The following is a 14,408-nucleotide window of genomic DNA, read 5'->3' on the forward strand; positions in this document are numbered from 1 at the left end:
ATTTTTTATTAAAGTATATTATTCTATAGGTATCCATAGCTCAATGTACGTATGTAATTTAGCAGGTTTCTCCACCTCTACAATTAAAATTTTTCCTATAATATCTCCTGCTATTTCCAATCCTCTAGACTTTGCATAGTTCAGTCCTTTCACAAAAACCACATCTGGATTTAAGGTTAACTCGTCATCTACCTTTTGTATTGTATGTAAACAAGAAGTACTTTCTAGTATTTTAACATTTAGATTCATTGGCAAATTTAGCTCATTTACTTTGTCCTCTAAAACAATATATCCAAAGTTGCTACAGTTGTTTTTCATATGTTTTATAACTGCTAATTGTACTGTTGGCATTGCTTTTACCCATTGATGGACTACTTTCTGTGATTCTCTATTTTTTGAGATTCAACCACATTCCTCATCATAAAAAAGTAATATTTGTGGTGACTTAGCAAATTCATATTTATCTAATAATTCATCAATAAGATAAATACTATTCATATTTTCTTCCATTGCTTCTGCCAACCCTTGATAATACCTAGCTTTTTCATATGCTTGATTTTTGAATTCTTCCATCCTCTCCTTAATAATCAGACGATTGTTTTCCTCTCCACTGAACTGTTTAACAATCATCTTCATAGGAATTTCCATGTTCTTATATTTGGTATAAGATAAAAGACGAAATACATCAACCACATTATAATAACGATTACCGTTTATTTCTTTATTAACTTTAATCAAACTTTCTTTTTCAAAATATCTAATAGCACTTGTTGTAACTCCTAATAACTCAGCTAAATCGGTTATACTATACTTCATTTTAAAAATTTCCTTTCTACCTAAAGTTACTTTATGTATTTTTATCCATTAGACTATTAATCAAGTCACATACTTATTTTATCACATCTAATATATGGTATAAAAAGGAATTTTAATCTATTTTTAGTCATTTTTCATCTGGTTCATTAACTCAAAGAAATATATTGATTCATGAGTCTTATAAAGATTTAACCATAAATTTAATACTTCTGGTTTAAAAACATCTAGTAATCTTAATACCTCAACTGTAAATTCTAAGGGAGCTATACCTGAGGCTGTAACTAAATTTTTATCATTTACTGCAACTTCCCTCTTATAATATTTTTCGCCAGGATAATTAGGTACTATCATTTTAAGATATTCCAAGTCATTACTTGTATGATATGATGAGTCTAATAATCCCTTCTTTGCAAGTCCTATGGTTGCACCACAAATTGCCGCAACTACAGTTCCTTTTTCCAAAGCTTCTTTTGCCTTTTCTAGTACGGGTTCATGAATTACTGATGTCCAAGTTTCTCCTCCTGGTAAAATTAAAACATCTTCACTATGAAAATTGCATTCATCTATATAAATTTCTGGTATGATTTGCAATCCACCCATTGTTGTTATAGGATTTTTATCAATTCCCACTGTAATTACCTTCAATGGATCTACTCCTTTTTTAAAATACCTTCCCGTATTTAGTTCTGCAGTCAAATATCCCACTTCCCAATCTGACATAGTGTCAAATACGTAAAGATACGCTTTTTTAGTTTTCATAATCTCCACTCCTTTTAAGTTAATTGTTTTGACTCATTATAAAATATCTTCACTGACATATTGTGTCAGTAAAGTTATTAAACTTGATAATATTCTATTAACTCCTCTAGAGCTTCAATCATTTTTTCCTTTAAATTTAGGGGTTCAATTATCTGAATAGACTTTCCATAAGGTATAATTAAATTAGGTACATATTTATAAATCACTTCTTCTTGAAGTAAAAAAATTACTTGATTTGAATTTCTTTCTTTAATATGATGTGCTAAAAACCAGTTCTGACATAAGTTATCCAAAGCATTTGCTCTTCCTCCTATAATTAAAGGCATAAGGCCTTGCTTATCTTCTTTATACTCCAGTAATGTTTTCATAAAAAATTTACTAGGAGAAAATGATTCTGGAGGATTAAAAGTATTTTCTGTATTTATAGTACTAATAATTCTATCCACTCTAAAATTACGAATTTCATTCCTCAAATGACAAAACCCTATTAAATACCAATTGTTATTCCAGTAAACAATCCCATAAGGATCAATAAGTCTTTCTTTTGATTTTTCTTCATTCCCTGTGCGATACTTAATCTCTACTGATAATTTATTTACTATGTTATGCTCAAGTCTTTTTAGCAATGACTCCACAGATAATTTTCCAATTGGTTTTATTACTTCAAATCCTGCTAAATGTTGCTTTATAACTTTTTCTTGTTCTTGATTTGAATACATTTTTATCTTTGACATTGCCTTATCTAATTCCCCATTAAAAAAATACCCAGCTTCTTTTGCAAGCATAGCTGCATGAAGTAATGCCGTTTGCTCCTCAGTATGAAAAAAGAGAGGTGCTTCAACAAAATTATTCAATAATGAATACCCACCATTATGACCTGCATCAGAAATAATAGGCACACCACTGGCACAAAGTGTATCCATATAACGATAAACGGTCCTTATATTAATTTCTAGTTTTTCAGATATTTCTTTTGCAGTCACCTTTTTATCTGAACTTAACATCCACAAAATTGACATCATATTATCAATTTTAGCCATAGCATTTCACCTCTTTTACACTATACAAAATTATTATAGAATTTATAAATTTATTTTCTCCTTTCTACTTACATAAAAAAATACATTGATAAATTTATCAATGTATTTTCATGGTAAAGATATATACTACCGTAACCCTCTACCATTTTGATAATATCAACTATATTCCATAAATTCCATATTGTCAATAAACTGAATTTCATATTTAAATATAACAAGTAATCTACTACTTAATATTTAATAATCGTTCTAAGTATATTGATTTAACTTGTTCATTTGCCAAAGCTCTCTTGGCTGGAGGTAATTTTAGTATTGCAGATAGTATGGCTGCCATTGCCCTATGGCTACTTAATGCTTTATTGTCAAATATAAGTTCTTGTAATTGTCCTTTTTCTATGGCCATTATAACGACTCTATGTACTGAATTTGCAGGAGTTATTATTTTTTCTTTTCTTTTCAAAAGTATAATGCTATTTTTAGGGCAATTTCTAGCACAAACTCCGCATCCTAAACAAACTTCCTCATTAATCTTAATTGTATTTTTATTATTTTCTTTTGTCTTACTTATTGCTCCTATAGGACATGCTTTTACACATTTTCCACAGCCTACACAAGAATCATAATTAATATTTGGTATGAAGCTAGTTGTTGCTACTGGATGCATATTACCAAATTTTCTAGCTGCTAATAATGCTTCACAACAACATCCACAGCAGTTACATATAAAGCTTACTCCCTGTCTTACATTTTCACCACATTGGACTAAATTGTGTTCATATGCTTCATGTAATAATTCTTTACACTCAGAAGCATCTATTCGTCTTGCATAATTGTATTTTATTAAAGAATTTGCCGTTCCATTAAAAGTCATACATATATCCATGGGAGCATCACATCCTTTGCCCACATGTTTCATTTTATGCCTGCAATAACACATTCCTACTCCTATATGTTCTGCTTCTTCTATTATGTGAGTAGCTCTTTCATAATCTAATATAGTTACTTCATTATCATTACTTAATACTTCTTCTTGAACAAAAACTCTCCCCAATTTTGTTTCTGCTGAATAAAATAAGTCCTTTATAAAATCCTCTTCAACATTTAGATATTGATAATAAAGTTCTGCTAAAAGCTTTTGATCAATATCATTACTAGTTCTCATCAAAGCGAACTCTATAAATCCAGCCATTGGAGGAGGAAGTATATATTGTTTTCCCTTATCATCTTCTAGATCTAATAAAATTGCTCTGCTAGCAAGTGTATCAAGGACTTTTAATGCTTCACTTTCACTTACGCTCCATATATTAGCGGCCGTTTTTACCCTAAAAGCTTTAATTGGTAATTGAGCGACTAATTCCGCTTCTTTTTCTGTAAACAACATAGCTAGTATTTTGTACAAAGTTTTTGAAGGAGGAGCCCCTTGGGGAAATCTATTTAATCTCTCCTCTAAACTTTTATATCCATTCTTTGAACTTATATGCGACACCTATATCACCCTTTTATTTATTATCTAAATTATTGTATAAAACAAATAATCTCATTTTACATTATGTAACTATTACTGATTTTTTATAATAATATATGAGATTTATATATTAACAAATCACTTGTTTTAAATAAAAAAATGGCTCGCCCACGATTTTAGTGGTAAAGCCATCTTGATTATATCTATTTTTCAATTGTAAATATTATATTTATTTTTATAACTACTTTTTATTATTGTGTAACTTCATTATAAATATTTCCTATTTTAGCTATTTCTTCTTGAGGAGCTGAGCATAATGGATAATAACCTTTACTAACCATCCACTGCCAAACCTCATAAGAGTGATTACAGCACATTGTAAATGCATCTTTTAAAAATTCTCTTAAATCTGGATTGCTACATTCCATGGCATTCCATGCATATTCTCTTCCAGCTCTTTTTAATGTAAGAAGGTATCCTGTTGCTATCTCTCTATCATTTAATTGTTCTACATTTACTCTAGGTGTAACAGGAATAGTTTCAACAGGTGCTTTTGTAAAATCATTTAAAGTCCTTTTTAACATTGGAACATTAAGTTTTTCTGATGGAGCACTAGCTTCTTTTACAAATCTCACTTTTAAGTTATAGTCTTGAACATGTGCTTGAAATTGACTTTCTATAATGTTTTTTAACTCTAAATCTGTAACTTGGTTTCTAAACATTGCCATATTAGTTATAGAGTTTACACAACTTAGAATTAATTCACTCAAGCTATGTAATTCTCCCGGTGCTAAGTTCATAATTATACCTCCTTAAATTTTAATTCAGTTTTATGATTTCCAATACTATGTCCTAATATTCAAATTAAATTTTGATATAAGTTTATAAATCTTTTTAAACTTCCATCATCCATTTACAAAAATGATAATATTTGTTTTTTATGGCTATCATAAGATTTTATAATGATGTATTTTTTACCAAAAAACAATAAATACAATTTGCTCCATAAAAAAAGACCTATAAATAGGCCACTTTAATTTACATTTAACAGTTACTAGTTTTTTTATTCAAATTTAACTCTACAATATCAAAATTCTATTTTTATATTTCCTCTACATTTTTTTCTGTAAATCTATCTTTACACATTTCTCTTAGTATTTTTAATTCTTCACTATAATCTACTTTACTTTCGTCCTTGTCATATGGCAATATCTCTACTGTTTTTATCTCAAAATTCTCTTCTTTATTTTCATTCCAGTCTTGTTGTAGTTTTTTACATTTATGACTATTAAGTTTTAATTTAAATTTATCACCATTTATTGTTGCATTTATGTTTTTATCACAACCTAAATAAACAGTATCTGTTTTTATAGACTTAAACATATATACACCCATCTCTGGCTTCATTTCTTTATATTGTTGTAACAATTCTTTTCTCTTTAACTTATCCATAATTAATCACCTCTTTTATTAGTATTATGTATTACACCTTCTTACTTAGAGTCTATTTCTCAATTTATTAACACATATATATTATTACTTCATTTATTAATTTATACTATTTCAGCATACTAATCAACCTACGCTCCGTAGAGTTGAATTCTACGGAGTGTAGGTTGTTATACAAATTGATATCATGTGAGATTGTTCTTAGAAAATTCCAAGAATATATGAATTATCATGAGAAATGGATGAAATAAATATATTGTACTAGAAAACAAAAAGGTATTGACCTATCAATCGATACCTTTTCGTGGATTTGTGAGGTAAAGATGATTCACGGGAATAATACCAACTATTATCTTTTAATAAGTTTGCTAATTCATAGAGCGTAAGTAGGTATGCTAAATGCTTCTAGTAATACTCATATCAAACTTTTCATATTATACAGTATAATACGTAAATTAGGAGGTCATATGTATAGGCGAGTTAAATCTAATAGGTCTAATAATGAATATAATAATTGTAATTCACAAGGTGATCAACTTATTGTATTAGCCGCCATTATTTCATCTATAATTTATCAAGAAATTCAAGATGATGATGAACTTAACACAGTCGGCAATTTATTTGTCGCAATAGGTAGTAATATTCTGTTAGGGGTTGGTCAAAGATCTGTTTGTACTAGCGATCTTAATAAAAATAATACTACAGAGAACCAAGATGATCAAAATCTTCCCACACTTCCTAATACTAATGTACCCTTGCGATCAAAAGGTAATAATAAAATGAAAAAAGGTAAAAAAGTAAAAAAAGTAAAAAAAAGACACAAAAAAATTTGAGTAAGATCTAAATAATCATACTATTTAGATCTTACTCATACTATCATACATATCTGGATATACAGAAGTTATACACAATAGCTAATTTTAGAATAATACTAAAATAGTTATTTATTTTAATTTGTTTTCTTTTCATTTATATATTATTATTGCATAATAAAAAAGAGTATTCCTGATTTGCTCAGAAGTACTCTCCTAATTTTAGACTTTAATAAAACAAATCTATATTTTAACTACTTTACAATATTCCAATTAAACGTCAATGTTGATATCTTAAGAAGATAATACTCACGATCAAATCAATTTTTCTTGCACACATAAATTTAGATACTTCAAATGCAAGAATTATTATAACAAAACCGATTATCGCATATGATAAATTAAGTTTTGCTTCTAAAGCTATATCTAATGATTTAAATATCTTGAATATTAATTTTATTATAGAATATCCAAGGACTACATATATTCTTGAACCATTAAGCATCATTGAGTTTATTTCTTTCTTGTGAAACTCTATAATCATACTATTTTAAAACTCATAGACTATCATAATAAAATAATTTATATATTTATATTAAAATCGAAAACTCATTATCTTTTATTTTCTATAATATTTGATATAATACCTTTGCATCTTCCACATCCTGTCCCTGCTTTAGTAACTTCTTGAACTTTCTCAATAGTATCTGATCCATTTTTTACCGCTTCTACAATCGTATCTATTGATACATTCTTACATTTACATGCATTTTTTATAAGAGATTCTATTTCCTTTAGCTCTCCTTCATTTTCAATAACTATATCAGACATTTCTTTAAGCTCTTCAATAGTTCTAGCTCCTTGTGCTTGAGCCTTTCTAACTTGTAAATATTTATTCATTTCTAGTGACATATGTATTTCTCCTAACATTTAAATTTATCTTCAATATTTTAATTTTACATTCTTATTATTTAGTATAAATATATATTAATATTTTATAAGCTAAATATTTAATTTAATAAAATATAATCTAGTATTTTATTAATTAGAATGTTCTTGCTAATTTTGTAGCATTTTCAAGTCCTTCATCAATAATTTCTTTTGCTTTATCTTGGAATTTATTGTGTCCCTCAATAACTACTGTTTCTATATCTTTTACACCGAAAAATCTCATCATACTTACCACATATTTAACAGCCATTTCAATTTCAGCACCTGGTCCTTTAGAATATACACCACCTCTTGCATTTAATAATGCAATTTTCTTGTTTTCAAGAAGACCTACTGGACCTTCTGATGTATATTTAAATGTTTTACCTGCGCGGTTTAAGTAATCAATATATGTATGTAGTACAGCTGGAATTGTTAAATTCCAAAGCGGGAAACCAAATACAACTTTATCAACTTCAAGGAATTGATTCAAATATTTATCAGCAACAGCTAATGCTTTTTCTTCCTTTTCCGTTAGAGAAAATCCTCTACTATCCTTAAAAGTACCATTAATCATATCTACGCCCATATATGGCAATTCTTCATTATATAAGTCAAGCTCTATCACTGTATCATTTGGATGTGATTCTTTATAGCTCGCTAAAAAAGTATCATATAATTTCACACTAACCGCCTCGTCTGATGGACGATTATTTGCTTTTACAAATAAAACTTTTGTCATTATCTTTTCCTCCTACTACTAAGTGTTATCATATTATTTATATATTTACCCACTACAAACAGAATTTAATCATAAAAATAAAGTCAACTTGATTGACTTTTTTCTTTATATTACAATACAATTAAGATAAAGTCAACTTAATTGACTATATTTGAGGAGGTTTCATGTATGAATTATCAAACATTTAGTGAATTTAATCTTGTATCACTTCTATCATTATCGTTTAGTTCATTAATTGATGAACTAAACGAAAGAATGAGTGAGTTAGGATTTAAGGATATTAGACCTGTACATGGATTTATGTTTAGTTTCATAAACCCTAATGGAGCAACAGGCATAGAGATTGCTGAATACTTAGGAATTACAAAACAAGCTGTAAGTAAAATGGTGGATTCTCTTGAGAAAAGTGGATATGTAATTCGTCAAGCTCATCCCACTGATAAGAGAGGACGAATTATTGTTTTAACCGAACGTGGCCTGTTAGTAATGAAATTAAAAGAAGAAATTCTAGCTGAGATTGAGAAATGTTGCATTGAAAATATAGGTATTGAACGAATGCAAATGCTCAAAGAAGATTTAACAAAATTAGTTTCTGGTGCAAATAAGGGTAATTTATCTTCTAAATCATAAAGTGTTTGTAACAGTATAAAATTAGACATTCACTAACTAAGAAAACTGAACTTACACACTTTTAGTAGACATATAAATTAGTCAATACTTGTACTAAGAGGGCTTTTTTATTCAAAGTAAAAAAATATAACAAGTAATTTAAAATACAGGTTGCTAAACAGATTATTGAGAAAGGTAAAATATGCAAAAAAATGAACATAAATACTTATGTTCATTTTCATGGATTTCAACGGTGGAGATGAATCGCAACAATCATATCCACCATTTATATTTGCACTTTTCTACATAATTTTTTCTACAGGGGGCGTTGAAAGAAACGTAGTTTTTTTATTACTAAATTATATATATTTATACCGACTTTTTTGTTATAAATATGTGTTATTTAATACTTTGTTTAAAGTTAAATATATTGTAAGGATCATATTTATGTTTTACTTCTTCAAGTCTATATTTATTTTCACCATAATACTCGTACATGTATTTTTTAATAGGGTAATATGGAAAATTAATATATGACCCTTCCGTAATATAGTAAATATCATCAATATTATATTCTATCCAATCTTTATTGATTTCTTTATAACAATTGTTTTTAAATATTGTTTCAATGAGTAATATATAAAAGCTATCTCTATAATAAAAAGCTGTATCAAATTTACCCACTTCACTTACTTTTCCACCCAATCCATATAAATTTAAATTAATTTCTTCACTGCCTCTAGGTCTTGGCTGGTTTATTAGCTCTACTAAATTCTGTAATGTGCAATAATCATAGTATTGTTTAACAAATCCTGAATAACTCTCAAAATATTGATACTGAGGGTATACAGAACCTAGTAAAAGTACAGCCTGTAAGAAAGAAACATAATTATATTTTAACTTAAACCCTTTAATTTTACTAAATGGTTCTAATAATCTATATAATTCACCTGGTGTTCCATATAAAAGTCCTCTACAGTTTATATTAATTCCATTGGCTGCTGAGTTAGATATGCTACCTCTCATATTGATTTCAGGTACAGCATTAGTAATAAAATGCTGCCAAACATCTAAAAATTCAATTTGAGTATATTTACTTGGATTTGAAATATCAAATTCAAATTTAGTTACTCTCTCTACTTTTAGAGGTAGTTTAAATGTCATAGCAACAACTACTCCAAAATTACCTCCTCCTCCACCTTTACATGCCCAAAATAAATCTGAATTAGTACATTTATTTGCTGTTATTAATTCACCTTCATAGTTTACCATCTTTAATTCCAATAAACTATCACAGGTAAGTCCGTATTTTCTACTTGAATATCCCCATCCACCTCCTAAGGCTAGTCCACTTATGCAAACTGTTGGACAGGCACCTCCTGGAAATGGGAATCCTATTCCACTTAGAAAGGTATAGAGTTGGCCTAGTTTGATTCCATTTTGCACTGTGAAAGTACTTTTTTCATAATCTATTTTTATGCTATTTAAATTGCTTATATCTATAACAGCCACATCATTTCCTATTGAAAATCCCTGATAATTATGACCTCCGCCTCTTACTCTTATTTCTAATTTTTTTTTCACACTATAAACTATAGCTTTTTGGACATCTTCTATAGACGTACAGTATATGATTTCCTCTGGGTATTTATTTATAGCTCTATTCCATACTAGTCTAGCTTGATTATAATACTCGTCTGCAGGAGTTATTATTTCTGCCATTTTCATCACCTAAAATTTTTTTAGATTTAACATAATACATATAAGTATTATATATATATATATGTTATTTTTATCATTTTGTGATGTTTTTCGACATTGTAATTGATTATTTCTTTTAATTTTAGTCAATAAAAAAACACACTAATTATTATAATCAATGTGTTTTCGCGGATTTCAATGCTGAAGATCCATACCTCCGGACATCTTTTGCAAGTTAATTTTAATGTGCTTCAATATACTTTTCTAAATCATCATGGTATATTTTGAGATTTAATTCTTGAGGCTCTGTTTTTTGATTTAATACCAAATCTACCATATAATGAGCCGTTTTTCCACCTATTGTCATTGATTTAATACAAGAAACACAATACACAACTACATCTTCGCATGGCATTTGCATAGCACGTTCCTTTTGCTTTTCATGTATCTCTCCTATAGGTAGTGTTGGATAATAACTGTCTCCACAACAAATAGATTTTGTTTTACTAAATTCTGAATCAATAACTTTGATGTTCATTTTTTTTAAAAGACTTCTAACAGCACTGTGTACTTGCGGTTTAGGTCTATATGCACATGAGTCTTGCACGGATACCTCCAGGCCCAAATAATTCGGTAATGATAAATTTTCAATACTGTCTAAAATTTCCCAAATAGATATTGTTTGTATACCTTCATATAGCGACCTGAATCTTTTATCGCAACCCGCGCAATTATTTATAATTGTAGAACCTTGTGGTAATTCTGGATTATGATGGCAACAAAGGCTGTGCATTTTAACTGTGCCAAAATATTGGTTCAATATTTTTAAAATTTCATTTCCTGCATGTGGCTTATATACATTCATGGCACAACCCGGATTAAAATAACACTTATCCATATCAATATCTTCTATTTTAATACTTTCCAATATAGTCTTACTCATTTGATTACTCATACTTGTGTTTCCTTTCAAGTTAAATTAGAATTTTTGTTATTTGTCATATCATCACAACGACTTATCCTTCTATATACCAAGGAGATATTCCAACCCTTTTTTTAAAAAAACTGTAAAATGAGGATATACCCCCAAAACCAATGGAATATGCAATATCAATAATTGCATCATCTGTTGTTTTTAAAAGAAATTTTACTTCTTCTAATCGTAAATTTGCAATATACTCAGTAAGCGTAATTCCATATTCTTCTTTGAAAATATCTACTATTCGCCTATTACTTATACCTATATTTTTGAGTTGTTTATCAAGTATATGCTTCTCATTCCACATTTCATCTATCAATGTTTTCACTTCTTGTGCAATTTCTTTTATTGGTTGATAATCACAAAGATCACTCCTACAACGCTTGCAAGGACGAAATCCTGCAACTTGAGCTTCTATTGATGTATCAAAGAAACCAACATTATCTCTCTTTGGAAGCTTAGACTTGCAAGACGGACGGCAGTATATTCCTGTGGATTTAACTGCATAGAAGAATATTCCATCATAGGCATCATCATTTTCCGATACCGCTTTCCACATTTCATCCTCGGTCATTTTCTCACCACCTTTTTAATATTCTTAGGCCCAAAATCGCGCATTCCGTAAATTTAAACAGCAGCAATTTATCACAACTTTTCAGATGCTCTATTTATTTTTCTCCATATATAAAGTGCAAAACATCATTCTCCTATGAGAAAATTATAACATAGTTGTGATGTGACTTTCTTCTACAATTTGGACATTCAATTATAAATAGAAATCAAAATAAATCATAATTCAATTGATAGATCAACTTCTGACGCAAATACTAAGTTACCTATTTCGTACAAAATCCCAAGTTCTTTTGAACTTGGGATTTATTTTTTATGTAAAAAGGGTGTCTCTCTACATTTTAGTATGACAACATCTTTTTTGTGAATTTCAATTAATCTATGTATTCAAATCTCTTAAATTACTATCAAAATTTAAACTATATTTATTTTATAAAAAATAAGCCGTAGATATATAGTAAGTAAAAGCTATAACTTTTCCACCAAACTCCATAGATAATTTTACATAAGTAGCATTTTTAGGGATTATGAGTTTGAACTTACTCTACTAAATTCATAGTTAATAAAATCTGTTATATTGCTTTTTAATGTTTGTATATGGTTGTTGTTATAGGCATAAAATTTCGCTAGTGAAACTATTTTATAGGTTTATAAATATCTAAAGAAGTCAAATTTAGTAACTTAAAAGATTTATATATTGGATTATTTATCTTGTATTTCCATATATCTATACTTCAAATCTTAGCTCACTTGTATTATATTTATATGTTATATAACTATATTTGACTAACTATTTAGGAGACTCTTAATATGATAATTTATGAAGATTCATGTGCAGTTGTAATAGAAAATGTTAAAGATTTTAATATACACCATATCTTTTCCAGTGGTCAAAGTGTTAGATGGAAAAAGCAAAAAGACAACTCATACATTTGTGTAGTGAAAGATAAGATTATAAATGTTTCTCAAATAGATGATATCCTTTATTTTAAAAATACTAATTTAGATGATGTAAAAAACTTTTGGGTTAATTATTTTGGACTTGATGTTAATTATTCGATAATAAAAAAAGAGATTTTAAACATATCTCCTAACTTATCTCATATTATAGATTTTGGGTCTGGCCTTAGAATTCTTAATCAAGATGAATGGGAGACTTTAATCACGCTAATACTATCTGCCAATAACTCTATGCAAATACTTGAGAAAGTAGTCGATAACCTATGTTCTCGTTATGGAGATTATATAGGCGAATACGAAGGAGAAAAATACTACTCATTCCCTACTCCTAACAAGTTATCGTCTCTTTCATTGGATGAACTTAGAGAGTGTAAGGTTGGATTTAGAGATAAGTATATAAAGTCTACCTCAACAGTTATTTATAACAATGATATTGATTTATATAATCTAAACAAACTAGATACCAAGTCATGTCTAGATAATTTAAGAGAACTAAGCGGTGTTGGCGAAAAGGTCGCAGATTGTGTTGCCATGTTATCAATGAAAAAATATGATGTATTTGCCGTTGATGTATGGATAAAAAGAATAATGGAAGATATATACTTTAGCAACAAAAGTAATTCGGTAAAGAAAATCAGATCATTTGCGGTAGATAAGTTCGGCGATTTATCAAGTTTTGTTCAGCAGTATTTATTTTTCTTTGCAAGACAAAACAAAGTAGGAAAATCATAATTTAAATATAATATGATAATAAGTTTAAATTTTCTTATTTCCATAAGTTTCTTTCTTAAAGTTTCCAACAAAATAATAAACCGTACCTATTATTAATGCACCGCCAACTATATTACCGAGAGTTACAGGTATAATATTATTAATATATCCCATTACAGAAATCTCTGATGTAGTATAGGGGGAAATCATCCCCATAACAAACAATGCCATATTTGCTATACTGTGTTCAAAACCGCTTGTGCAAAAACCGTAAACACACCAAATAAGTATAAGCATTCTTGCCGGTTCAGATTTTATTTTTGATGTACTCCATGTTGCCAGAACAACCAGCATATTACAGAGAATGCCTCTAAAAAAGCTTTGTGAGAACGGTAAATTCATTTTTATGGCACAGTTGCTTACTATATACTGTGCCGTCATAGGATTGTCAAGCAATCCAGCAGCTCCAATCAGAAGTGAAATCAATGTAGCTCCAATAAAGTTGCCTATATATACAAGTATCAACAGTTTTATCCCGTCCTTTGCAGAAACAGATTTGTTATACATACCTATGGAAATAACTCCGACATTTCCCGTAAACAATTCACTTCCGGCATATACAATCAAAGTAAAACTTAATGCAAACGATATCCCAAATACTATTTTCGCCAATCCCTTTGTTGACTCATAAAAATTAAGTGAGCCGCCTGCCGAATATGCCAGTATCATTCCCAGACCACAGAAAACACCGGCCATAATCGAATATACGAAGAATTTTAGAGGCACTGATTTAAAAAATCCGACCTTTTTCTCTGCACTGAAGATCATCTCTGTAAAACCTAATCGTTCCATAATTAACACTCTT

At 28.9% G+C, this 14,408-nt stretch carries 17 protein-coding genes; 3 read left to right on the plus strand and 14 right to left on the minus strand.

The window, feature by feature from the left end; genetic code table 11:
• Window positions 1-18 precede the first annotated feature (18 nt).
• The 7 genes from K0039_RS01100 to K0039_RS01130 form a co-directional block, all read right to left on the minus strand.
• The gene (locus tag K0039_RS01100) at window positions 19-351 is read right to left on the minus strand and encodes a hypothetical protein (protein ID WP_228103219.1); all 333 of its coding nucleotides are present in this window, start codon (window positions 349-351) and stop codon (window positions 19-21) included.
• A gap of 51 nt (window positions 352-402) precedes the next feature.
• Window positions 403-816 (minus strand): MerR family transcriptional regulator, encoded by a 414-nt coding sequence (locus K0039_RS01105; RefSeq protein ID WP_228103220.1) that lies wholly within the window; start codon window positions 814-816, stop codon window positions 403-405.
• 123 nt (window positions 817-939) lie between these two features.
• Window positions 940-1,575: a type 1 glutamine amidotransferase family protein gene (locus K0039_RS01110; protein WP_228103221.1), complete on the minus strand. Its 636-nt coding sequence runs from the start codon at window positions 1,573-1,575 to the stop codon at window positions 940-942.
• Window positions 1,576-1,652: 77 nt separating this feature from the next.
• On the minus strand, window positions 1,653-2,615 hold the full coding sequence (locus K0039_RS01115) for a helix-turn-helix transcriptional regulator (protein ID WP_228103222.1): 963 nt from the start codon (window positions 2,613-2,615) through the stop codon (window positions 1,653-1,655).
• A 226-nt stretch (window positions 2,616-2,841) separates the two neighbouring features.
• Window positions 2,842-4,101 (minus strand): 4Fe-4S dicluster domain-containing protein, encoded by a 1,260-nt coding sequence (locus tag K0039_RS01120; RefSeq protein WP_228103223.1) that lies wholly within the window; start codon window positions 4,099-4,101, stop codon window positions 2,842-2,844.
• A 230-nt stretch (window positions 4,102-4,331) separates the two neighbouring features.
• Window positions 4,332-4,880 (minus strand): spore coat protein, encoded by a 549-nt coding sequence (locus K0039_RS01125; RefSeq protein WP_228103224.1) that lies wholly within the window; start codon window positions 4,878-4,880, stop codon window positions 4,332-4,334.
• Window positions 4,881-5,181: 301 nt separating this feature from the next.
• Entirely contained in the window at window positions 5,182-5,532 is a 351-nt protein-coding gene (locus K0039_RS01130) for a GIY-YIG nuclease family protein (RefSeq protein ID WP_228103225.1), read from the minus strand.
• 464 nt (window positions 5,533-5,996) lie between these two features.
• On the opposite strand from K0039_RS01130, the gene K0039_RS01135 reads away from it, so the two are divergent.
• A complete protein-coding gene (locus tag K0039_RS01135; RefSeq protein WP_228103226.1) occupies window positions 5,997-6,362 on the plus strand; it encodes a hypothetical protein in 366 nt (121 codons plus the stop codon).
• Window positions 6,363-6,621: 259 nt separating this feature from the next.
• Here K0039_RS01135 and K0039_RS01140 read toward each other — a convergent pair whose 3' ends face one another.
• From K0039_RS01140 to K0039_RS01150, 3 genes are all read right to left on the minus strand, one after another.
• On the minus strand, window positions 6,622-6,849 hold the full coding sequence (locus K0039_RS01140) for a hypothetical protein (RefSeq protein ID WP_228103227.1): 228 nt from the start codon (window positions 6,847-6,849) through the stop codon (window positions 6,622-6,624).
• A gap of 104 nt (window positions 6,850-6,953) precedes the next feature.
• Entirely contained in the window at window positions 6,954-7,253 is a 300-nt protein-coding gene (locus tag K0039_RS01145; RefSeq protein ID WP_228103228.1) for a (2Fe-2S)-binding protein, read from the minus strand.
• A 133-nt stretch (window positions 7,254-7,386) separates the two neighbouring features.
• Window positions 7,387-8,013, minus strand: coding sequence for an FMN-dependent NADH-azoreductase (locus K0039_RS01150; protein WP_228103229.1), 627 nt, complete (start codon window positions 8,011-8,013; stop codon window positions 7,387-7,389).
• Between the two features lie 168 nt (window positions 8,014-8,181).
• Here K0039_RS01150 and K0039_RS01155 point away from each other — a divergent pair, with 168 nt between their 5' ends.
• Window positions 8,182-8,643 (plus strand): MarR family winged helix-turn-helix transcriptional regulator, encoded by a 462-nt coding sequence (locus tag K0039_RS01155; protein ID WP_228103230.1) that lies wholly within the window; start codon window positions 8,182-8,184, stop codon window positions 8,641-8,643.
• 378 nt (window positions 8,644-9,021) lie between these two features.
• Here K0039_RS01155 and K0039_RS01160 read toward each other — a convergent pair whose 3' ends face one another.
• From K0039_RS01160 to K0039_RS01170, 3 genes are all read right to left on the minus strand, one after another.
• Window positions 9,022-10,344 (minus strand): FAD-dependent oxidoreductase, encoded by a 1,323-nt coding sequence (locus K0039_RS01160; protein ID WP_228103231.1) that lies wholly within the window; start codon window positions 10,342-10,344, stop codon window positions 9,022-9,024.
• A 220-nt stretch (window positions 10,345-10,564) separates the two neighbouring features.
• Window positions 10,565-11,278, minus strand: coding sequence for a (Fe-S)-binding protein (locus K0039_RS01165; protein WP_228103232.1), 714 nt, complete (start codon window positions 11,276-11,278; stop codon window positions 10,565-10,567).
• A gap of 61 nt (window positions 11,279-11,339) precedes the next feature.
• Entirely contained in the window at window positions 11,340-11,876 is a 537-nt protein-coding gene (locus K0039_RS01170; protein ID WP_228103233.1) for a bifunctional transcriptional activator/DNA repair enzyme AdaA, read from the minus strand.
• 806 nt (window positions 11,877-12,682) lie between these two features.
• Between K0039_RS01170 and K0039_RS01175 the strand changes: the two genes are divergently transcribed.
• Entirely contained in the window at window positions 12,683-13,564 is an 882-nt protein-coding gene (locus K0039_RS01175) for a DNA-3-methyladenine glycosylase family protein (RefSeq protein WP_228103234.1), read from the plus strand.
• A 24-nt stretch (window positions 13,565-13,588) separates the two neighbouring features.
• On the opposite strand, the gene K0039_RS01180 is transcribed toward K0039_RS01175, so the two are convergent.
• Entirely contained in the window at window positions 13,589-14,395 is an 807-nt protein-coding gene (locus K0039_RS01180) for a formate/nitrite transporter family protein (RefSeq protein ID WP_228103235.1), read from the minus strand.
• Window positions 14,396-14,408: the final 13 nt, after the last annotated feature.

This window comes from Terrisporobacter mayombei (genome assembly GCF_020748465.1).
Taxonomy (GTDB): domain Bacteria; phylum Bacillota; class Clostridia; order Peptostreptococcales; family Peptostreptococcaceae; genus Terrisporobacter; species Terrisporobacter mayombei.